At 49.6% G+C, this 20,909-nt stretch carries 27 protein-coding genes, 2 pseudogenes and 1 other annotated feature; of the genes and pseudogenes, 4 read left to right on the top strand and 25 right to left on the bottom strand.

All coding sequences use genetic code 11. The features are described 5' to 3' along the window. Positions 1 to 221: 221 nt before the first annotated feature. The 4 genes and pseudogenes from QUF14_RS26095 to QUF14_RS26080 form a co-directional block, all read left to right on the top strand. Entirely contained in the window at positions 222 to 2,306 is a 2,085-nt protein-coding gene (locus QUF14_RS26095; protein WP_286333171.1) for a pentapeptide repeat-containing protein, read from the top strand. A 259-nt stretch (positions 2,307 to 2,565) separates the two neighbouring features. Next, complete coding sequence (locus QUF14_RS26090; RefSeq protein ID WP_001355119.1) at positions 2,566 to 3,408, top strand: SdiA-regulated domain-containing protein; 843 nt, start codon at positions 2,566 to 2,568, stop codon at positions 3,406 to 3,408. A gap of 65 nt (positions 3,409 to 3,473) precedes the next feature. Then, positions 3,474 to 4,652, top strand: coding sequence for an MFS transporter (locus tag QUF14_RS26085; RefSeq protein WP_001089438.1), 1,179 nt, complete (start codon positions 3,474 to 3,476; stop codon positions 4,650 to 4,652). Between the two features lie 210 nt (positions 4,653 to 4,862). After that, a pseudogene (locus tag QUF14_RS26080) lies at positions 4,863 to 7,880 on the top strand (inverse autotransporter beta domain-containing protein); the annotation flags it as partial. A 37-nt stretch (positions 7,881 to 7,917) separates the two neighbouring features. Here the strand turns inward: QUF14_RS26080 and QUF14_RS26075 are convergent. From QUF14_RS26075 to QUF14_RS25955, 25 genes and pseudogenes are all read right to left on the bottom strand, one after another. Next, positions 7,918 to 9,131, bottom strand: a protein-coding gene (locus QUF14_RS26075; protein ID WP_371829233.1) for an IS3 family transposase whose coding sequence is annotated in 2 segments (ribosomal slippage) — positions 7,918 to 8,843 and positions 8,843 to 9,131 — 1,215 coding nt in all. Because the reading frame shifts where the segments join, the coding sequence is not laid out codon by codon here. Then, positions 8,734 to 8,850 (bottom strand) — a sequence feature (AL1L pseudoknot). Its footprint overlaps the gene before it by 117 nt. A gap of 51 nt (positions 9,132 to 9,182) precedes the next feature. Next, a complete protein-coding gene (locus QUF14_RS26070; protein ID WP_249822558.1) occupies positions 9,183 to 10,199 on the bottom strand; it encodes a phage portal protein family protein in 1,017 nt (338 codons plus the stop codon). Beyond that, positions 10,196 to 11,731 carry a terminase large subunit domain-containing protein gene (locus QUF14_RS26065; RefSeq protein ID WP_047084867.1) on the bottom strand — a complete coding sequence of 512 codons (1,536 nt, stop codon included), beginning with the start codon at positions 11,729 to 11,731 and terminating at the stop codon, positions 10,196 to 10,198. The genes QUF14_RS26070 and QUF14_RS26065 overlap by 4 nt, the downstream gene beginning before the upstream one ends. Beyond that, positions 11,728 to 12,309, bottom strand: coding sequence for a DUF3486 family protein (locus tag QUF14_RS26060; RefSeq protein WP_047084866.1), 582 nt, complete (start codon positions 12,307 to 12,309; stop codon positions 11,728 to 11,730). Before QUF14_RS26060 ends, QUF14_RS26065 begins: the two co-directional genes overlap by 4 nt. After that, positions 12,299 to 12,457, bottom strand: a complete 159-nt coding sequence (locus QUF14_RS26055) for a hypothetical protein (protein ID WP_170981737.1) — start codon at positions 12,455 to 12,457, stop codon at positions 12,299 to 12,301. The genes QUF14_RS26060 and QUF14_RS26055 overlap by 11 nt, the downstream gene beginning before the upstream one ends. After that, the gene (locus QUF14_RS26050) at positions 12,447 to 12,746 is read right to left on the bottom strand and encodes a hypothetical protein (RefSeq protein WP_100733907.1); all 300 of its coding nucleotides are present in this window, start codon (positions 12,744 to 12,746) and stop codon (positions 12,447 to 12,449) included. Before QUF14_RS26050 ends, QUF14_RS26055 begins: the two co-directional genes overlap by 11 nt. Before the next feature lie 2 nt (positions 12,747 to 12,748). Continuing rightward, entirely contained in the window at positions 12,749 to 13,036 is a 288-nt protein-coding gene (locus QUF14_RS26045) for a VpaChn25_0724 family phage protein (protein WP_047084883.1), read from the bottom strand. 5 nt (positions 13,037 to 13,041) lie between these two features. After that, positions 13,042 to 13,347, bottom strand: a complete 306-nt coding sequence (locus tag QUF14_RS26040; RefSeq protein ID WP_047084864.1) for a DUF2730 family protein — start codon at positions 13,345 to 13,347, stop codon at positions 13,042 to 13,044. Then, positions 13,332 to 13,559 (bottom strand): TraR/DksA C4-type zinc finger protein, encoded by a 228-nt coding sequence (locus QUF14_RS26035; protein WP_047084863.1) that lies wholly within the window; start codon positions 13,557 to 13,559, stop codon positions 13,332 to 13,334. The genes QUF14_RS26040 and QUF14_RS26035 overlap by 16 nt, the downstream gene beginning before the upstream one ends. Next, a complete protein-coding gene (locus tag QUF14_RS26030; protein ID WP_047084862.1) occupies positions 13,556 to 14,164 on the bottom strand; it encodes a hypothetical protein in 609 nt (202 codons plus the stop codon). The genes QUF14_RS26035 and QUF14_RS26030 overlap by 4 nt, the downstream gene beginning before the upstream one ends. Next, complete coding sequence (locus QUF14_RS26025; protein WP_047084861.1) at positions 14,152 to 14,562, bottom strand: hypothetical protein; 411 nt, start codon at positions 14,560 to 14,562, stop codon at positions 14,152 to 14,154. The genes QUF14_RS26030 and QUF14_RS26025 overlap by 13 nt, the downstream gene beginning before the upstream one ends. After that, on the bottom strand, positions 14,537 to 14,788 hold the full coding sequence (locus QUF14_RS26020) for a hypothetical protein (protein WP_047084860.1): 252 nt from the start codon (positions 14,786 to 14,788) through the stop codon (positions 14,537 to 14,539). The genes QUF14_RS26025 and QUF14_RS26020 overlap by 26 nt, the downstream gene beginning before the upstream one ends. 1 nt (position 14,789) lies before the next feature. After that, positions 14,790 to 15,386, bottom strand: coding sequence for a glycoside hydrolase family 108 protein (locus QUF14_RS26015; RefSeq protein WP_047084859.1), 597 nt, complete (start codon positions 15,384 to 15,386; stop codon positions 14,790 to 14,792). A gap of 101 nt (positions 15,387 to 15,487) precedes the next feature. Then, positions 15,488 to 15,985, bottom strand: coding sequence for a hypothetical protein (locus tag QUF14_RS26010; RefSeq protein WP_047084858.1), 498 nt, complete (start codon positions 15,983 to 15,985; stop codon positions 15,488 to 15,490). Next, the gene (locus QUF14_RS26005) at positions 15,982 to 16,392 is read right to left on the bottom strand and encodes a Mor transcription activator family protein (protein WP_047084857.1); all 411 of its coding nucleotides are present in this window, start codon (positions 16,390 to 16,392) and stop codon (positions 15,982 to 15,984) included. Before QUF14_RS26005 ends, QUF14_RS26010 begins: the two co-directional genes overlap by 4 nt. Continuing rightward, the gene (locus QUF14_RS26000; protein ID WP_100733906.1) at positions 16,389 to 16,940 is read right to left on the bottom strand and encodes a gp16 family protein; all 552 of its coding nucleotides are present in this window, start codon (positions 16,938 to 16,940) and stop codon (positions 16,389 to 16,391) included. Before QUF14_RS26000 ends, QUF14_RS26005 begins: the two co-directional genes overlap by 4 nt. After that, positions 16,918 to 17,307 carry a hypothetical protein gene (locus QUF14_RS25995; protein WP_047084856.1) on the bottom strand — a complete coding sequence of 130 codons (390 nt, stop codon included), beginning with the start codon at positions 17,305 to 17,307 and terminating at the stop codon, positions 16,918 to 16,920. Before QUF14_RS25995 ends, QUF14_RS26000 begins: the two co-directional genes overlap by 23 nt. Continuing rightward, positions 17,300 to 17,482, bottom strand: a complete 183-nt coding sequence (locus QUF14_RS25990) for a hypothetical protein (RefSeq protein ID WP_047084855.1) — start codon at positions 17,480 to 17,482, stop codon at positions 17,300 to 17,302. Before QUF14_RS25990 ends, QUF14_RS25995 begins: the two co-directional genes overlap by 8 nt. Next, positions 17,475 to 18,017: a hypothetical protein gene (locus tag QUF14_RS25985; RefSeq protein ID WP_047084854.1), complete on the bottom strand. Its 543-nt coding sequence runs from the start codon at positions 18,015 to 18,017 to the stop codon at positions 17,475 to 17,477. The genes QUF14_RS25990 and QUF14_RS25985 overlap by 8 nt, the downstream gene beginning before the upstream one ends. A gap of 98 nt (positions 18,018 to 18,115) precedes the next feature. Continuing rightward, positions 18,116 to 18,640: a host-nuclease inhibitor Gam family protein gene (locus QUF14_RS25980; RefSeq protein ID WP_065226797.1), complete on the bottom strand. Its 525-nt coding sequence runs from the start codon at positions 18,638 to 18,640 to the stop codon at positions 18,116 to 18,118. A 21-nt stretch (positions 18,641 to 18,661) separates the two neighbouring features. After that, a complete protein-coding gene (locus QUF14_RS25975) occupies positions 18,662 to 18,949 on the bottom strand; it encodes a hypothetical protein (RefSeq protein WP_047085332.1) in 288 nt (95 codons plus the stop codon). Positions 18,950 to 18,965: 16 nt separating this feature from the next. Continuing rightward, a pseudogene (locus tag QUF14_RS25970) lies at positions 18,966 to 19,384 on the bottom strand (hypothetical protein). Between the two features lie 20 nt (positions 19,385 to 19,404). Then, complete coding sequence (locus tag QUF14_RS25965) at positions 19,405 to 19,674, bottom strand: hypothetical protein (protein ID WP_047085333.1); 270 nt, start codon at positions 19,672 to 19,674, stop codon at positions 19,405 to 19,407. Positions 19,675 to 19,706: 32 nt separating this feature from the next. Next, positions 19,707 to 19,934, bottom strand: a complete 228-nt coding sequence (locus QUF14_RS25960; RefSeq protein ID WP_000987805.1) for a Kil protein family — start codon at positions 19,932 to 19,934, stop codon at positions 19,707 to 19,709. A gap of 12 nt (positions 19,935 to 19,946) precedes the next feature. Beyond that, positions 19,947 to 20,900 carry an AAA family ATPase gene (locus QUF14_RS25955; RefSeq protein WP_100733530.1) on the bottom strand — a complete coding sequence of 318 codons (954 nt, stop codon included), beginning with the start codon at positions 20,898 to 20,900 and terminating at the stop codon, positions 19,947 to 19,949. Positions 20,901 to 20,909 lie beyond the last annotated feature (9 nt).

The following is a 20,909-nucleotide window of genomic DNA, read 5'->3' as shown; positions in this document are numbered from 1 at the left end:
CCATCCACAAAATGAGCGATTTTTGATAGCACCTTGCTATTGCGCGTCTAAAATACAATATACATTGTATTATACTTAAACCCATAATTATACATAGAGCAATAAAATGATTACCGGGTGTGGTAATGATAAAGATAAGTTTCAGTGTGAAGCTTATCTTTACCCACACCCCCTGATTATTTTAGATTTAGAAGAATATTTCACAATTCAAGGATAAAAATATGGGCTCCACATTTAACATATACGGCGATATTCTTCCAACACTCGACATGTATTCGGGACTAAAACCTTGCCATAAAAAAAGCAACCAACCATTTGACATTAACACGGAAATTGAAACCATACAAAAACAAATTAATTATGATATAAATCATTTGAATGATGGTTTTATTAAGCGTGTACTGAATGTTTTTATTCACCTTATCTCTAATCCCGACAATCTCGAATTAACCTTAAATCGATATTCATCAACAACAGAACAAATCATCGCCAAAACCAAAAGAAATGGTTTAAATGAGTTTGAAATTAACGATCTAAAAATAATATTTAATCGACAAGATGATAATGAAAGCGTATTAACTGTTTACCACAAAGATATAAGTCATAGTTGCAATGTTAAAACCGAGCAACTGCAGCAGTTTATTAAAATAATGGAACAAAAAGCGCAACTACCAATCTATATTGACAAGAACAATTTGAAAGAGAGCATTTTCTCTGTTTTGCGAAATGACCCACAGCACGTAGAAAAAGAGCAATACCTTCCCTTTGATAAGTTTTTAACACATGCCTGCAAAAGTTCAAATTCATTTGAAGTGAAATTAGATGCCACTCATCAATATCGACATCTGAATAACTTCATGATTTCTTTTGACCCAGTAGAAAGTCAATTAACCATACGGGATAATAATAACGAGACTGAAACTATCTCGTTGACAAACTTACAATGGGAAAATGTGCTGCAATACTACAGAGAAAATCACCAGCAGCCAAATATATCAGGATCACGAAATCTCACGGATAATAGAGATAAAATAAAAAATACAATATCCACCTCTGAAATTATAGAGTGCGCCTCTCCTGAAATAAGAAATAGCGTTCTGAACGATCTTTATAGCATTGCTAACTTCCTCCCGGACAATAATCTGACACCAAATGAGAGCTGGAAAAGATTTTGTCATACATGCGAGCGCTTTTACGTTGCTCAGAAGAGTATCACTGGAGATAAGAGTGAACGCCTTACGCGAAAACTCTCTATCTCTGACGCAGAAATTACAATGACCTTCACGATAGGTGATGTTGTTATCAATACTATTAGCACTGCTATTCCTAAAGATTCAACGGGTCAACGGTGTATCAAAGGGTTGAATTTAGCGGGAATGGATTTAACCGGCATAGACTTGTCTAAAATGGCTCTAAGGAATGTCAATTTTAATGGCAGCATTCTTAGAAAAGCGGATTTCTCCGGTACGATCTGTGAAGGCGTGGATTTTACAGATTGTGATCTGCGTAATGCAAAATTCGAAAATGCCACATTAGAAAATAATGATTTTCGTAAAGTTCGCCACTTGACTTATGTAAATTTCAAAAACGCAAATCTACGAAACTGTAACTTCAGCGGAAAAGTTCTCACTGGCGTTAATTTTACTGGAAGTGACCTTAGTAAGGCTTATCTTGAACACATAGATTTCACATCAGTCATTCTATATGAAACATCTGCAACATCTGCAACATCTGCAACATCTGCAACATCTGCAACATCTGCAACATCTGATACTTCTAAAATACCTGAAATACCTGGAGCACCTAAAATACCTGCAACACCTCGAATACCTGGTACACCTAAAGTAATTCTTACTGGAGCAATACTAAATTATTCCGATCTATCGGATAAAGATCTTTCAGAATATGATCTTACTGATACTGTCTGCATGTTTACCAATTTTACAAACGCTAATTTAACAAAATGCAAACTGTTTAATACAAACTTTTCTGCTGCAACATTTAACAATACTAATTTCACTGGTACAGAAGGTTCTAATATTCTATTTAACCATGCATGGTTGTTCAATACGATATTTATAGATACGATTTTTAAAAATGCCTGTTTTTTCAATGCCAAAGTGAATAATGTTTCTCTTAAGAGTGCATATCTTTACAATGATAATATCGATAAAAAAGCCAAGAACAGTACCGAGCAACAGGACAGTAACAGTTTTAATCAAGCCCGTTTAAAGAAAGAAGTGAATAGCAGTTTTTCCATTCCGGGTTTAACGTCTTATCAGCCAACGTATATAGTTGACGAATAGTTCAATAATCACCCAAACAGAGTGAGTATGGCAGAGGATATAAATTGTTAACCGCCTCATCTATCATTCATGGATGAGGCGCATTTGTCAGCCAACGTAAGCTGAAAATGTTCTGCCATCCAAAGACAAACGCCGCAACTCCCCTGCGGCGTTTACTATTTCATCGCCCCGCGTTAAGAATTCATTAAGCTTCATCCGTATACTCCTTATCTGTCGCACTGAATTTGACGAGAAAAAAGCAATAATAAGGAGCAACAAGTTGAAAAAGCGCATCACCTTTATCGTTTTTCTTTGCGCCATCGTGGCGGTAAGCCTGTTTTTTGTGCAATCCTGCGTCCGTAAAAGCCAGCATGTCGCAGGGTTTCAGAATTATCAGGCCACTATCGATGGTAAAGAGATTACAGGAGTAACTAAAAATATCTCCTCACTGACCTGGTCTGCGCAGAGCAATACTTTGTTTAGCACTATCAACAAACCTGCAACCATCGTTGAAATGACGACCGAGGGCGATCTGATCCGCACCATTCCGCTCGATTTCGTTAAGGATCTCGAGACGATTGAATACATTGGTGATAATAAATTTGTCATCAGTGATGAACGTGATTATGCCATTTATGTGATTTCACTTAACGCTGATTCGGAAGTGAGCATCCTCAAAAAAATAAAAATCCCATTGCAGGAAACGCCAACCAACTGTGGCTTTGAAGGGCTGGCTTATTCCTCTCAGGACCATACCTTCTGGTTTTTTAAAGAGAAAAATCCGATAGAGGTCTACAAAGTAACCGGGCTATTGCGTAGCGATGAGTTGCATATCAGTAAAGATAAAGCATTGCAGCGTCAGTTTACTTTGGATGATGTTTCTGGTGCGGAATTTAACCCACAGAAAAATACGCTACTGGTGTTGTCACATGAGTCACGCGCCCTGCAGGAAGTGACCGTGACAGGTGACGTTATCGGCGAAATGTCGTTAACCAAAGGCAACTATGGCCTTTCACATAACATCAAGCAGGCGGAAGGGATAGCGATGGATGCCAGTGGCAACATCTATATCGTTGGCGAACCCAATCTTTTTTATCGCTTTACGTCGACAAAATCACAATAACAGTCTGGCAGGCTCGCTTTTTTGTTATTAAATTGTTAACTCAATTAATACAAATCAGGCAGAACATGAATTCGACATCGCATCCCGTAGAACGTTTTTCTTTCAGCACCGCGTTATTCGGGATGCTGGTTCTGACCCTAGGTATGGGTTTAGGCCGCTTTCTCTATACGCCGATGCTGCCAGTCATGCTGGCGGAAGGCGAGTTTTCCTTTAGCGAACTCTCGTGGATCGCCAGTGGTAACTATGCCGGGTATCTGGCGGGGAGCCTGCTGTTTTCATTCGGCGCGTTTCATTTGCCCTCACGCCTGCGCCCATTCCTGTTAACTTCCGCCCTCGCAACCGGATTATTAATCCTCGCGATGGCGTGGTTGCCGCCGTTTCTTCTGGTTTTCATCATTCGCTTTCTGGCAGGGGTCGCCAGCGCCGGGATGTTGATTTTCGGCTCGACGCTTATCATGCAACACACCCGCCATCCCTTTGTTCTTGCGGCGCTATTTTCTGGCGTTGGCGTCGGTATTGCTCTGGGTAATGAATATGTACTGGCAGGCCTGCATTTTTCCCTCTCTTCACAAACGTTGTGGCAAGGTGCCGGGGCACTTTCTGCCATAATATTGCTTGTTCTGGCGCTGCTCATTCCGTCGAAGAAACATATTATCGCACCAGCACCATTGGCAAAAATTGCCCGACAACCCATGAGCTGGTGGTTACTGGCGATTCTGTATGGTCTGGCGGGTTTTGGTTATATCATCGTCGCCACGTACCTGCCGCTCATGGCGAAAGACGCGGGCCAGCCTGTGCTGACGGCTCACCTCTGGACACTGGTTGGCTTGTCAATTGTCCCAGGTTGCTTTGGCTGGCTATGGGCAGCCAAACGGTGGGGAGCATTACCTTGCCTGACCGCAAATTTGCTGGTGCAGGCTGTCTGCGTGCTGTTAACCCTCGCCAGTAGCTCTCCTTTATTACTCATCATCAGCAGTATTGGTTTTGGCGGCACCTTTATGGGGACTACCTCGTTGGTGATGACCATCGCCCGCCAGCTTAGCGTGCCGGGAAATCTTAATCTTTTGGGCTTTGTGACACTTATTTATGGTATAGGGCAAATTCTTGGCCCGGTGCTGACCAGCATGCTCGGCAACGGAACGTCGGCGCTCGCCAGTGCCACGCTCTGCGGCGCAGCTGCGCTATTTATCGCAGCGTTAATCTGCGGGATGCAAATATTCAAAATACATACGAATTACTCTTAGTTGATTTAATGAATTTAACTTTTCAGTACAGCACGTAAAATAACTAAAACACCCTTGTTCTTTGGCGGTGCTCAGCCACCGCCACTATTATTCATGGTTTAGCAAATTTACGACTAATTCATTATTTCTGGTCATATTATAGTCAGGATCGTTTTATACCTCCGTGCTAGAAAAAACACGTTTAATTCTGTTTTTTCACGGAAGGTCACTATGGCTTCGACAAATGCGCAGCAAATAAAAAATAATGATCAAAACTCTTTATGCGGTCTGGGTGACAAAATACGCCGCCTGGCCGCCGGAGTTTGTTTATTCACACAAATTTTTTTCCCCGTCATCGCGACGGCACAAAATGTGGTACACGCTAAACCCCAGATGACAGTTTCATCTCCTCCCCCTCTTACAGAAAATAAAACCGTACCTTACACGCTTGGCGCGCTGGAATCAGCGCAAAGTGTTGCTGACCGGTTCGGTATTTCACTGGAAGAGCTTCGTCGTCTTAATCAGTTTCGTACTTTTGCTCGCGGCTTTGATAACGTGCGTCAGGGTGAAGAACTGGATGTTCCGGCAACAACCTCGCAGAGAAGTCATGAGCTACAAAATGCCGTATCACCGGCGAATGCCGAAAACACACTGGAGAATCAAATAGCCAGTACTTCACAGCGAGTTGGCACTCTGCTTTCACAAGGTATGAATAGTGAGCAGGCAAGCAGCATGGCGCGTGGTTGGGCGTCTTCAGAAGCCTCTGGCACGATGACTGATTGGTTAAATAACTTTGGCACCGCGAAAATCTCTCTGGGCGTGGATGAAGATTTTAGCCTGAAAAATTCGGAATTCGACTTCCTGCATCCATGGTATGACACACCCGATTATCTGCTCTTCAGCCAGCATACCCTTCATCGAACGGACGATCGCACCCAGATCAACACCGGTTTAGGCTGGCGTTACTTCACCCCCAGTTGGATGTCAGGCATCAACCTGTTTTTTGATCACGACCTGAGCCGCTATCACTCCCGCGCGGGACTTGGCGCAGAATACTGGCGTGACTATCTGAAGTTGAGCAGCAATGCTTATATCGGCCTGACCGGCTGGCGTAGCGCACCAGAATTGAATAATGACTACGAAGCCCGCCCGGCTAACGGCTGGGATTTACGCGCAGAAGGCTGGTTACCTGCCTGGCCGCATCTGGGTGGAAAACTGGTCTATGAACAATACTATGGCGATGAAGTGGCGCTGTTTGACAAGAATGATCGTCAAAGTAATCCCCATGCTATTACCGCAGGCCTCAACTATACCCCCTTCCCGCTTCTGACTCTCAGTGCAGAGCAGCGTCAGGGGAAACAAGGTGAAAATGACTCACGGTTTGCCGTTGATCTGACCTGGCAACCCAGCAGCTCAATGCAGAAACAGCTTAACCCGGACGAAGTGGCCGGACGGCGCAGTCTGGCCGGTAGTCGTTATGACCTGATTGATCGCAACAACAACATCGTTCTGGAATACCGCAAGAAAGAGCTTATCCGCCTGAGTCTGCTGGACCCAGTGAAAGGGAAATCGGGAGAAATAAAATCGCTGGTTTCCTCGCTACAGACCAAATATGCCCTGAAAGGCTATAAAATCGACGCTGCTGCGCTGGAATCTGCTGGAGGAAAAGTCAGCACTTCCGGAAAAGATATCACGGTCACGCTGCCTGGTTACCGCTTCACTAACACCCCGGAAACCGATAATACGTGGCCGATAGACGTTACCGCTGAGGATGTAAAAGGTAATCTGTCACATCGTGAGCAAAGCATGGTCGTCATCCAGGCTCCGACATTAAGCCAGAAAGATTCTCTGTTATCCGTTAATCCGCTAACCCTGGCAGCAGATAAAAAATCGACTACCACATTGACTGTGACTGCGCACGATTCCGACGGAACTCCGGTTCCGGGGCTGGCACTGCAAACCCGCAGTGAAGGTGTTCAGGATATCACGCTGTCTGACTGGACAGATAACGGGGATGGTAGCTACACACAGATGCTGACTGCAGGAACGACTTCAGGTTCAGTAACACTGACACCGCAACTTAACGGTGAGAGTGCGGTAAAAGAATCCATCGTCGTTAATATCGTCCCTGTTGTCTCATCCCGCGACCATTCTTCAATATCCATAGATAACATATTGTATTATGCCGGAGACGACATCAAAGTCAGGGTAGAACTGAAAGACGACAACAATAAACCGGTTGAATATCAAGAAGACGCGTTGGTAAAAGCCGTCACTGTCGAGAACAGCAAACCAGGCGCCACGGTTGTCTGGCACGAAGAGCATCCGGGCGTTTATGCAGCGAATTATCCGGCCCATAAGCAAGGAGCAGCCCTGAGGGCACAACTTAGCCTTCACAACTGGAATACTCCTCTGCAATCGCATATTTATAATATCGAAGCAAACCAGAATAAGGCTCACGTCGCTACATTATCCGCAACGAATAATGACGTTTACGCCGATAAAAAGACGTTTAATACCATCACTATTAACGTCACTGATGAGAGTGATAATCCCCTGAGAAATCATCAGGTCACCTTTAAGAATGAGAAAGGAAGCGCGGAATTTGTAGAACCGACGCAACAAAATACTGATGCACATGGTGTTGCCACAATCAACATGATAAGTCAGGTTGCGGAAGAAAATACGATTAGCGCTACGCTGCCAAATGGTTCTACTCAACGGGTAACTGCGAAATTTGTTAGCGATTCGAATACGCCAAAACTCAAACAACTGGTTGCCGCTCCAGATACCATTAGTGCTGGTAATAGCCAGGGTAGTACCCTGACCGCCACCGTCACAGACTTTCATAACAACCCGTTAAAAGATATGAAAGTGAATTTTGTGGCACCAACTGACTCGCAACTGGACAACACGACCGCCACAACTGACCAGTCCGGGATTGCGCGGGTGCACCTGACCAGTTCAAAAGCAGGTAACTATACCGTCGATGCCTCGCTTGAGGCGGATAAAAATATTCACCAGTCGGTTACGGTTACCGTGGTCCCAAACAGGGAACAATCGGTAATTATTTTGAATGCCGGATCGGGCAGTACGATTGCTAACAATACAGATACCGTTACCCTGACTGCCAGTGTGAAAGATGTTTATGGACACTCACTACCGGATGAGGATGTGAAATTTACCTTGCCAGCATCTATGACAGGGAACTTCACGCTAAGTAGTGACACCGCTCGCACCGATTTGAACCGCCCCGGGTTTCCTGGAGAGTGTTTTATCTGTGAACTCAGGCTGCCAGATCATTGTTTCCGATGGAAGCATAATAAGCTTTTTCTGCTTCTGCCGGAGGAGTATGGCCCAGCCTTCCCAGCAATCGTCGATTGTTATACCAGTCCACCCACGTTAGTGTGGCCAGTTCCACTTCTGCACGGTTTTTCCAGCTCTTACGGTGTATTACCTCCGCTTTGTAAAGACCATTGATGCTCTCAGCCATCGCGTTGTCATACGAGTCGCCTGTACTCCCTGTTGATGCCAGTAATCCGGCTTCTTTTAGTCGCTCCGTATAGGCCAGTGACACATACTGAGAGCCTTTATCGCTGTGATGGATGGTGCCAGACGGACGACGGGCCCACAACGCCTGCTCCAGCGCATCCAGCACGAATGTCGTTTCCATAGACGATGAGACCCGCCACCCCACGATGTATCCGGCAAACACATCAATGATAAACGCCACATAGACGAAGCCCTGCCATGTGCTGACGTAAGTAAAATCAGCCACCCACAGCTGGTCAGGACGTTCTGCCACGAACTGACGGTTTACGCGGTCACCTGTGGCAACGGTTTTCCGGCTGACGGTAGTGCGGACCTTTTTACCCCGGAGAACACCGGCAAGTCCCATAACCGCCATGAGGCGCGCCACTGTACATCTGGCCACCCTGATTCCTTCCCGTAACAACTGACGCCAGACTTTACGCACACCGTACACCTGATGATTTTCATCGTATACGCGCTGTATCTCTCTCTTCAGCCAGTCATCGTGCTGCGCACGGGCACTGCGTTTATCCGGATGATGTCGCTGTTGCTGACAATGGTAATACGTTGACGGGGCAATATGCAGTTCGCTGCATACCGGTCCGACCCCGTACTGCTCACGCAGCTTATCCAGCAGTGGCATCATTTTTTCCAGAGGCGGTCGAACTCCGCCTTCGCAAAATAAGCGGAAGCCTGGCGAAGGATATCGTTACTGCGGCGCAGTTCACGATTTTCACGTTCCAGCTCTTTCAGACGCTGACGTTCAGCGCTGGTGAGCCCACCATCACCGCCCCCGGTATCCCGCTCATGCTGGCGAACCCAGACACGCAGAGTCTCCGGCGTACAGCCAATCTTTGGGGCAATGGAACAAATTGCCGCCCACTGTGAGTCATATTCATCCTGACTTTCCAGAACCATACGAATCGCCCGCTGACGGACTTCGGGGGAAAAACGAGTATTTTTAGTCATCCTGTTTACCTCTTTCTCAGGGAGTTTAGTCTCCAGGATTTCCGGGGCGGTTCACACCTGATTGTGCACGTCCGCCTGTGAACGCGAACTGCCGTTATCTGTGGTCATGGTCTGCCCCAGTACGGCTTTACTGATTTGCGCATCGCACCATTCAGCCATTTCACGGAACAGCGCGCCGCCGTTATTCCGGCTGGCGGTTTCCTGCATCTCCAGTTGCATGGACTGCGGAATGGCACACCCGGCATCCGAGGCAATGGACGCAATCGCGTCAATCAGCACACGGATTTGTTCTTCCGTGGCGTTGGGGCCGTATTTCCCCACCGTGACCGGAATGCCGAATTTTTCTGCGAACGCCCACCAGTCGCGCACGGTATAGGATTTCAGCATGTACATTACTGCCACCAGACGGGCCAGACCGTTACGCAGCGGCAGACCGGATTTCAGACGCGGCTGGTGAACAATGAATTTTCCCGGTGTCAGCGGTACGCCATCCACCGGTTCATCGTCAGTCAGCAGGCGGAACCGGCGCAGCGTGGGCTTTTCGGCTTTCAGAAAACGGGGATCAACCCACTCATAATCACGGGGCACCCAGTGGTTGTTGCAGGTGTTCCACAAAATTTCACAGACCGCCACGCCTTTTCCCAGCCCGTCGAGCAAATCAAACATCAGCTCGGGGATTTGCGGGGCTTCCATCAGCGCACGTATGGCATCCGCCAGCTGCACGTCGGCATCGTCATCACTGGCAGCCACCACCACCGGTTCGATACCTGCCACCGTCAGCTTGCGGGTGCGCAGCACCGAGGCGTAATGCAAATCGCGTTCTTCCATCTCTTCGGCAAGGATAAAAAAATCACGCGTGATACCGTTGGCGGCATTGCGCAGAATGCCTGCCAGCCTGCCGGGATTCAGCCCGGAAGCGATGCTGATGCCCGGCGAGGCCGGACGCACGCCAGCCTGACGCGGACGGGCCTGTGCTTCATTGAGCGCCTCTTTTTTCAGCGTGTCTTCCTCACCGGTTGCCGGGTTCAGCAGACGGCGTGCGGCCCCGGCCTGTTGTTTCAGGTTCACAGTAAACCTCCCTCATTTTTCAGGCCGCGCGTCAGCTTCATCTGGCGGCGCGCGTTGCGTTCTTCCGGTTTCGCCGGGCGGTTCAGACGGTGCAGTTCGTAACGGTGGCAGTCATCTTTACTGGCAAGGAAGCCCAGGAAAATGGCCACAGCGGCGTCGCCGTGACGTTTGTGACCGTCGCTGCCTCTGGTTCGTGAATCATCAATGCCGGGAACGCCACGCAGTAACTGAATGGCCCCGAGGTCATTGATCACGTCTTCATGCTTCGGAAGGATCAGCTCATCATCTTCAAACGCCGCACGGAAACGGGGCATGTTTTCACGGTAAAACGCCACGGACAGCATCACCTGTTCCACCTCGTCGCCGTACCGCTCCGCCGCCTGTTCTGCCAGATACTGACCATTCCCCCGCGCATCCATTTTGATGCCGTCACGACGGGGCAGACGATCGCAAAGCCAGAACAGTACCTGCTCCTGCTGTTTAAACGGCACATTGGCAAGCTCAACCAGGAACGGCACCTCGCGGGTGGTGTCGTCGTTCACCGTCACCGGGGCCAGCACAGTCAGGTCACCCGAACGCGCAAAGTCTTCCCCCAGACAGTGGCGCAGGTTCTGTGGGAGTTTTTCCAGTTCAGGGCGCACCACCGTTTCCAGCCATTCCCGGATATCTGCCCGGCGCTGGCTTTCCGTCAGTGCGTTAAATTCCGGTGTGCCGGTAAAGCGCAACACTTTTCCGGTGCCACGGGCTGCACGTTCACGCATTGAGCGGGGGATATACGTGCCGCCGCCGTTTTTCGGGACGCAGTAATATTCCTCCAGGGCGTCTTCGCGAGTGGCGGTATTTCGCAGCAGGCCTTCTTTCCATTCCGCCTCGGCCTCCGGTGACCACTCCATGCCGCGTACCTGACAGATCCGCCGGTACAGCCCGTCACTGCAGGCGTCATCCAGCGTGATGGTGTGAATACGGTAATCTTTTTTGCCTGCGCGGCTCTCCTGAATCAGCTGGTTAAACGGGTTGTCCACGCCGTCATGGGTGGAGATAAGGCGAACCTTACCGCCCCACGTGGTCAGTGGTGTGACCGCCTTGAGTACCTCATCCAGTTTTTCATGAAACGCCGCTTCGTCGATGGTGACATTCCCCTGCATCCCGCGAATGTTGCCCGGATTGCTGGACAGCGCCTTGACCTTAAAACCGCTGGCGAAGTACACGACGAACGTCAGAATGTCCTTGTCTTCGTCGGTGATCACTTCCTCGCGGATTTCTTCCGCTGCCGCATTAAACGCTTTCGCCCACATCGCCACGGCGTCGATAAATTCGCGGGCCATCTCCTTATTCGAACCGATATAAAAGTGATCGCACCCGCCGTTTTCCTTCTTCAGTGATGCGGTCAGTGCTGCATCTGCCGCTTCCGCCCAGGTTAAACCGGTACGGCGGGATTTTTCGGCGATTTTCAGTTTTGAATCATCCGCCACCCAGCGTTTCTGATACGGCAGCAGAACATCGGATTCACTGAACGTGTTCATCTGTGTCATGCGCTAATCCCCAGAATGTCTCGTTTGATGGTGTCAGCCGCACCGCCTGACAGACCACCCGTTCTGACCAGCTCTTCGGTTTTCTCAGCCATCTCCTGTGCAAACGCATCACGGATCGCTTTCTCGCGTTTATGGCTGGTCATGGCTGCCGCTTCCAGACGCTGGGCAACCAGCGCCAGTTGCCCCAGCGCCTTTGGTGCTACAGGTTTGTCGTCTTCTGCCATCGACATGGACGTTTCAAAGGCCAGCGTTTTTACAAACTCCATCAGCAGCCTGCCGACGTCTGATGTTGGCGCGGAACCCAGCTTTGCCGCCCAGACTTCGGCCATTTCGCGGGAGGCGCGGATTTTGGCCCCGACTTTTTCCATGCGGCTGGCATAACGGTTTAAACCCGTCCGGCTTAACTGCATCTCTTCCGGCAGGTTGTGTTCGTCAATCAGGGCGTTGATGGCTTCGCGGATTTCTTCCTGCGTGTGCCGCTTTTCCCGCAGCATCTGATGCAACTGCTCCCGGATGCTGTCCGGGAGTAAATCCACTTTGGAAAGACGGCCACGGGTGGGGCGTTGTTCATTTTCCATGTTTGCCCTCCTGTTGCTCACTACGCTGTAAACTTTCGTATGCAGATTTCAGCGCGCCGCTCTGGATTTCCCGCCATGTCAGGTTGTGCGCCAGACGGCGGAGTTCATCACGGGACGCTTTACTTATCGGATTCTTTTTACGGTTCACGACGGCCCCCGTCTTCAGTTCCCGGTGTTTTCAGACCGGCGTATATTTCTTCGCGAACGGAGCGGATATCCTTACCCAGCAGCTTCCACAGCCGCGCACATGCCGGTGATGACCGCAGAAAGCGTCTCATGGGGCTGTCCGGTGCATCCGGGCTCCAGGGCTTTCCGGTCTGTTGTTCGTATGCACGGGCAATAGCGTTTTGTTCGATATCCGCCAGCACAAGGCAGTGCGCAAGCCGCCATATGACGGCACGTTCTCCGCGGCTTAACGGCTTCAGTTTTCGGGGCATGCTCAGCCTCTCGCACGGGGTTTTTTAACGCCCGGCACACCGGACAGACCGTTTGCCACATCCTCGCCGCTGCCGGTGATTTCAGCCACGTAACAGCCGCCCACATCAGACAGACGAACCAGCCCCTGCTCGCGAAGCCATGCAAGCTGGGTGCGCACCACATCACGGGATACCTTATGACCGTAGGCCTGAAGGCAGGTCTGCAACACGGATTCATTCGCGCTGTCGCCACAGTCCAGCAGGGAACGCAGCAACACCAGACGACGGTCTTCAGTGAGGATCTCTTTCATCGCCATTAATTTTTTTCCTTTAACTCGTTCTCTAATAACAAATCACTGATGCGGGAAACCTGGCGTATGGATGGCCCCAGTTCCCGGATTTCGCCCCGCAGGTTGCTGATATCCAGTTGCAGGCGGTGAAATTCATTGCGGTCGGGGAGCTGATTCACCAGACCTTCCATCACCGACACACGGGAACGCAGCGAATCAAACTCTTCGCGTTTGACGTAAGTCTTTGCCAGAATCAGCTGAAGCAAATTTATCGCTGTCATCAACAGCGCCCATAAAATGGGCCAGTTGGCCCGGATCACTTCCCAGGACACGTCTTCCTCCTGCGCTCACGCATCTGCTGGCAGTCAATACAGGTCACCACATCCGGCAGCGCCGCAAGGCGCTGTGCCGGAATGATGTTTCCGCAGTCATTGCAGAAGCCCCGACTGTGGGGCGCTTCTTTTGTCCGCGTCTGCCAGGCTTTAACGACGCACTGACGCTCGTTCAGAACCACTTCACTGATGCGGTCGATTTCATCGGTCATTTCAGCCCCGCAGACATTTTGTGACGGCTTGATTTGCTGTAACGGGCAAAGCCGTCAAGGGTTCGCACGCCGAGATAGCCCAGCGCAGGGGTAAGCAACATCAGCGTGATATCCCAGTCCGGTGTTGGCATATGCAGCGTGATACCTCTGGCACCGGCAACGGCTCCGGCAATCTGGCCGCAGGAGAGCAACAGCACATAGGCCAGACCGCTGTAACAGGAAAGGCGGGCCAGCAGCGGGCGCGTCTGGCGCACATAGCTGTCCGTGGCATTGTCACCATTGCGGATGGTTTCCTGCTGTTCGTGGTGTGCGGCCTGCTGGTCAGCCAGCACCAGCTTCTGCCGCTCCACCTCCAGTTGTTGCAGCTGAATTTTCAGGGTTTCCAGTTGTATCTGTTGTTCCGGTGGTAACATCGCCATCTTCTGTTCCAGAACGCGCTGCTGTTCAGCCACCGGCAGGCTTTCCCGGACGCTTTCCACCATACCGGCCACCGAGTCAGCGGCGGCAGATGTACCGCCACCAAACCAGCGCCCGACGGAACGAATCAGCCCCGGCCCGGCTTTCAGCAGAACGGAGGCGATGCCTGAAAGGGTTAACGGATCCACGGGAAACCTCCATACAGATAACGCTGAAGACAGAGCAGAGCGCCGCAACCGCCACCACACAGCCAGAACACCGGGTGTGCCGGTGACATCATCATCAGCGTGCTGAAGACGCAGCAGAAATATCCCAGCGCCCAGACCACCCATGACCACACGATGATGTGGCGACCAAAAGCCCGGTAACGGACCTCAGGCAGCAGGCGAAATGGCACATTCCCGAGGCTTGCGCTGTATGAAAACAACACCACCCCGGCAAAGGACAACAACATCAGCACGAACGATCGCCAGCCACATAACATGCTGATGATGAACATACAGAGCGTCAGTCCGGCCAGCGGCCATGGGGTTCTCATCAGTCGGGAACAAATCAGCCAGTCACATAGTTTTAAAATTTTGTTCATAACCTTTTTCCACATTGAATTTTTCCCTGTACTTCTGGCACTGCCAGAAAATGTCCCGTGTATCCACGGAGTTCCAGCCACGCATGTAGTAGCTGGCGTGTGTGCCGTCATGGCCGGTATAGTCCAGCGGTTTCGGGGGCGGACCTCCGGCCATGCGGTGCAGAACCTCCTGACGCAGGCGGTCGCGCCGCCCGGCTTTCAGAGAGGCATCCCAGCCTTTGCCCATATCACCCCCGCGTGGCGGACATGATGCCCAAAGGGGTATCGATGATTTCCAGACAGGCGTCGGTCAGCTTTTCCATGCGGTTAAACCAGCCGTTCAGGTATTTGCCCTGGGCGGGTTTGGATTTGATGATGTCGGCATAAAAGCGGGAACGACGGACAATGCAGCGGGCCAGCAGCCAGTCAGGGGTGGACTGGCTCACGGCCTTACGGGTACGGGGGCCGATGATGCCGTCAGCATCCACATCAGCGGCTTCCTGCAAAATCCTGATGGCTTTTTTAACGCCATGCTGAACCGCCGCATCGAACACAAACATCGCCACGCCATCAGGCCACTGGTCACATCCGGCAGGCAGCCAGTAATCGCGCCAGTAAATCTGCGCAACCTGTTCGCGGGTTAAATCCCTGATGCGGGTATCCGGTTTGCCGTCGCCGTTGACATCGGTCTGGCCGTCAATCACACCGTCGCGGCGGTCAGAAATGCCGTATTTGGTTTCGCCGCCACGGTCAGTGGGGTCATTGACATAGACGCCTTCGATATCGGGACGCAGAATGAAATTCAGCGCATGTTCAAAAGCCGGGGAGAATTTTTGATTTACCATAAAAGCACCTGTGAAGCAGATTTAAACGTGGTCTGCTTCATGGTGCCGGAGGCATAAAAAAAGCCGGATTTACCGGCTTCATTGAATATCAGGTTATCGACTCAGTTAACTTTGCGGGCAGAGCATGTGGTCTTCATTGCTGAACGTTCAATTTTTATCTTCCACCCATTCACTGTTTTTTCGACAGGAGCATCTTCATCCTCCTTTGACTTCCCCACGTACATAAAATTTAGCGGGGCGGGTGTATCATCATCCCATGATGTTGGGGGAACATAATCAGGGGCAACAAAAGGCTCAAACACAGTTTCACACAAAAGAGATGTCATCTGTGCGAACTGTTCGCTATCAGGACGAACAGGCCCTGTAACATACTGCATTTTTATGTTGATTTCGTTATTCCGCACGGATGCCTTTAAATCCTGATATACCCCAAAGTTAAATCCTTTAAACTCAGCAATGGCGGTGTCACCTTTAGCGTACCAGTCGGTGTAGTCAACAGAGGTTTTATTCTGAAAAACATCTTTGACTCTTTGCTGGAATGTATCCGCCGCTTGTACAGAAGCAGCACTCAGTAAAAGAATAAGGGGAAGATATTTCATGACTCATCCTTAAATAGTTGCATTTGATATTTTCCACGCTCCAGCCTTCGCATTCTTTTGATGGCCTGATATACCGTTTTGTATGTCACTTTGTAACGCTGCGCCAGCTCCGCTACGTTTTTTCCATCAAAATCACGCCAGATGCGCATGTCTCTGATAAGGTTTTCCAGTATTTTCCCTTGCGGAACATATATCTGAATCCCACCGATATGATTGCAAATCGCCACTACCAGCTCAAGGGAGTGGGCAGGGTTAACACCAAGCCTTCTCAGTTCCTGTCGTAACAGAGCATTCAGCTCTGAAAGTAGCGCCGGGTAAGCATATTTTTCCTGATAATCGTGGAGATATTCCAGAACACTGTCGTCCTGACAGTCTTCAAATAAATCCTGCTCTTTCATCTGTTTCATACAGCAATTCTCCCGCTGTTTCGTGCACGGGCATACGCACTGGTCAGTGCATCATATCCGCGCAGCTCCCGCCCGGTTTCGCTCACAGGTAAAGGCACACCATGTCGGGCAAAGGCTTCACGGATGCAGCGCATATGCCACTGTTTGAGCGTTTCGAGCACAACCTGCAACGATTCCCCATGACACCAGGCCAGCGTGGAAACACCCTGACCACCATTACGTCTGGCCGTCAGGCGCTCAACGTATTTGTCCAGCGCAGCGTCGCTGATATCGGAAACGAAACCATCAAGGAACATCTGCTGCCAGATTTTGTAAATCTTCTCGCGTGGTGTGACATGCCCCTTAAAGCGACGGCGGGGATGTTTTTTCTGCTTCTTAAAACCGCGCTCTTTCATGGCATCGAGCACTTGTTCCAATTGTGCAACGGACAGCTCGCGGCAACTGGTTTTGCCCGTGCACTGCACCAGAAAAGCTCGGTAAGTGTCATCGTCGAGTTGCAACTCCCGACGGGCAACATGAATTAATTTAATCAGGGATGTGCGGCTCATTATGTCCCATCTCCTTAATGCAGTGTTTTTCGACCCATGCCACACGAGCAGAATTCAGGTGACATCTGCCAAGTCTGCATTCCTCATGATAGTGCGCTCTACTTTCATTGAAAGGTAATAATTCATCCAACTCGTTCGCGATAAAATCTGCACGTAATTGTTCTAATATATCTTCGGTATCCACTCCGATTTCGTCAAAATAACGACAAGCATTTGCACATAATCCTGAATATTGAACAAATATTTCACTCTCTGTTTCTGGTGCACCATTTTTTAACCACTGGTTATAGGCAACATAAAAATCATAAAGATGTTTTCTGGTGCTGGCGGATGTGGATTTAATTTCATTTTTCTCTGCGTTATTCATTTCGTAATACCTCTTCGCAATAAAAGATTTCACTGGGATAACGTTTTTGTATGCGCTCCATCACCTGTATACACACTTGCTCTGTGGGCCAGATTTTTTCCGTTACCGGAATGGCATCGCAGGCATCATTCCCGCAGGTGCCAACCAGCAGGACAAAGCCAATTGACTTAATCATGCCCGCTGACTTCCTGTGTTGCCGCCGGAACCGGTGAATAATCAATAATGAGATAACGCACCACATGGTCGGTGATATTCCAGGAGCTTAAACTGCAAATAAAACGTCCCAGCCGGATATCGATACGTGCCATTGCAAAACGGGGCATTCCCTGTTTGCACATCTCATCATCCACTTCTGCAACGATGTGAACCGACTCGCAGGTCAGTACACCTGTCGCAAACTCTTTTGCCAGTGCCGGAATGGCATTGCCTTCCAGCCAGGGCAAAGAGCGGCGGAACGCGCACCATTGAGCATCATCAACATCGGGGTGCTCCGTTGTTGCGTTTCGTATTACTGGCGGCGTCGGACGAGGGCGCGGAACGTCATAAAATCCGTTGCATTCAGTGAGAACTCCGGCATCAACCGCATCACGCAGGAAATACACCATTGAGGAAGGTGGCATCTTCATTTTTTCAGCCAGAACGCCACAGGTCAGACGGCCGTAAACCTGTAATAATGTGCTGACGCCGCTCAGAACTTTTGCATTAATCATTTTTTATTTCCCGTATATCAGATTCAGGCGCGAGCAATCCCCTGACGCATCGCGCCATAATTAAAAGAAAGTGAACTAATTAAATATTTGTGGTGGTATTAAATACCGGCTTCCTGCTCAAACGGAATAATAGAAAAATCTTCAATGCCTGATTTAACTGTAATTCCGGCAACACCTGCGACCGCTTTCGGTTCCAGTAAAATCGCTTCCTTGTTGATTTCCTGTTTCGTGCGAATAAAACGTTGCAGACCAAGACGCTCCAGCGTTTCCATCACCGCATCCACACCGCGAATACTTACCGATGGTGGGCGCTGACGCCATGACACATCGCCGGTTACCAGGTTGGCCGTCTTCACCTTGCCGCCGTTCGTCAGTTCGTCACGGTTCGCTTCACACCACCCCTGAACGCCTTTTGAAAGGGTTTCAATACGGGTTTTAAGCGGCGCAATCCGTGAGGCGTATTTCTCCGTAATTTCAGCAATAGCGTCATTCATTTCCGTTTCAAGTCGTACCGCTTCGCGTTGGAGGTCACCAATCCAGCGAATATCACACACCACGGCATCGCGGGATTGAGGAACATAAGCTGCTGCGGCATTCCTGATTCGTTTTGCTGGTTTAGCCATAATAAATAAAGCTCCTGTTAATTAATATTCGCTGTATACAATGCTGGATACAGCCCGATTGCTTAATTCCATCTTCTGGGCTATCACATGAATAGCCAGGCCTTCTTTATAAAGTTCACGACACAAATATTTGTCGCGCTCACTGATTTTGTATACACACAACGATATTCCGTACCTTCTGGCATGCGCACGCAGGGCGCTTGTGGCAACATTCAGTTTTTTCGCCATTTCTTCAACAGTCATTTTCCCGACACTGGCTTCGATAAATTCCCGGTCTTCACGTGACCATCTTTTGCTAGGGGTTATCATGATGATGCCCTCCTTATCAGTGCACCGGGAGTTCGAATCGTGCCGACAGCATATGCCGCACAGATAGCTGAACCGCTTTCAGGGCAAGGGAAGAATACGTCCCCTGCGTCCAGCCTTTCGCCATTTGCCGGTAATCGCGCCAGATGTTCTTCCACTGCTCCCGTGCGTCCGGGTCTGACGCGCTGATGTATTCGCGGTCCATGACGTATTCCCATAAATCCTCGTTAAACGCACCGCCAAACGTGATGGCATTAGAGATGTTTTCGCCACAATAACGCGCACAAATGCTGTAATGGTCAAATGCAATCAGGTAAGTTTTTCACCATACCCCTCAACTTCGCGCGCGCAAATAAACTCGCGTAAGTCTCCACCATTGTTATTACGCATTTTAATTCGAATTAATGCCTGAATTTCGTTTCTGATTTTGGCGTTCATTGTCAGCGTTCCTTTGTGAATTAATGTTTGATTGCATCTGGATCAAATGGTAGCAACTTGCCTTTTGCATTCAGTCCTTTGGCTCGTGCTGATTTCAGTAGCTCTCTGGATGCCTTTTCAATGATTTCCGGTCCCATGCTCTCAACAATGCACGCAAGCGCGTCATGCGGTCCGGTTTCCTCCTCCGGGGAAAGTTCAATTGCTCGCACGGTCATGCTTATGCATGAAGCGTCTTTTCCCTGATATTCCATACTTTCCGGGCTGTTAAATTCAAAGATCACTTTTGCCATTTTGTTATTCCTCACAAATAAATAAGCCGTTATTAACGCCAGATAATCTGGCAGCCATTAAGGCGGGCCGTCCATACTGAACGGGCAACCCCTGATTTATGCTCCATAATCCTGACAGCGTTTCTGACCAGCTCCGGTGGCGGGCAGGTGATTTCAAGCACCGGGCGGGCCACGCCCAGCCAGGATTCGTTGACGTGGCTGCCGCGCTCCTGTAACCAGGTCTTTACTTCCGTTGCCATTTTGATATTCCGTGACATCATGGTTTATGCCCCTTACTGCCAGTTCAGCAACTTAGGGTTGCTGTAAGCCTCCTTAAAAGCCGCTTTTATGTGACTTTTATTCAGGGATGAACCAGCACCTTTCGCCGCCAGCCACGCATGATTCAGTGTGTGAGTTAATACACGCAATCCCCCGGGCTTTTCGGCAACCCTCATCAGCAGATCCAGCTCATCTTCCTGTGTTACTCCCCATGCTTTGGCTACAGCCATCACATCAGTCTTTTTCACTTTGCGCAGTTGTTTTGTCATGGCAAAACGGCTGAACAAACGAGCCAGTTCATCAGTCCCACGACGGGTGGCATCCGCCATCTGTTTCGGGTTGCCAATTAAAACCATCCCCACGCCAGTAGCATCCTGAATGGCGCGTAATTGCTCCAGACCATCCACACTTAAGTGATCAGCTTCATCAATAATCAGCAGGGGGTTCACACGGACACTGGTTTCTTTACCACCGCCCAGTTTTCTGCGAATGGCGCGGGTTATATTCCCCTTATTTCTTCCCGGATTATTAATTTCCAGCGCATATGCTATTTCAAGGAGGCATTCCGTTACGCTCGAATGTGCCGGTGCAAGCGTCACCATCCAGGCATTAGCTGTCTTGCGGCAATATTCCCGTGCAGCAAAAGTTTTGCCGACACCCGGTACGCCAACAACAACACTGATAATCCCGAGTGAGCGCACTGTTTTAAACAGCTCATGCAAATCACAAAATGTCTGGGTCTTCACAACGCCGGGGGCACCTGACAAATTCTGCCCTTTTTGCCAGACCCGATACCATTCCTGTAATTTGTCATGCATACCTTCGACATTGCCTTTGTATTCTCCTTTACGCAGAGCCGAGAGTGTTGCCGGAGACATTCCGGCCTCATCAGCAATATCTTCCTGGGGCTTGTCGCCCTCGTTGATCAACGTATTAATAGTGTTGAAAACATCATCAATATCAGTCATAGTATTTCC

It is taken from the genome of Escherichia sp. HH091_1A, from assembly GCF_030295175.1.
Taxonomy (GTDB): domain Bacteria; phylum Pseudomonadota; class Gammaproteobacteria; order Enterobacterales; family Enterobacteriaceae; genus Escherichia; species Escherichia coli_F.
This window is presented reverse-complemented; position numbering and strand designations above follow the sequence as displayed.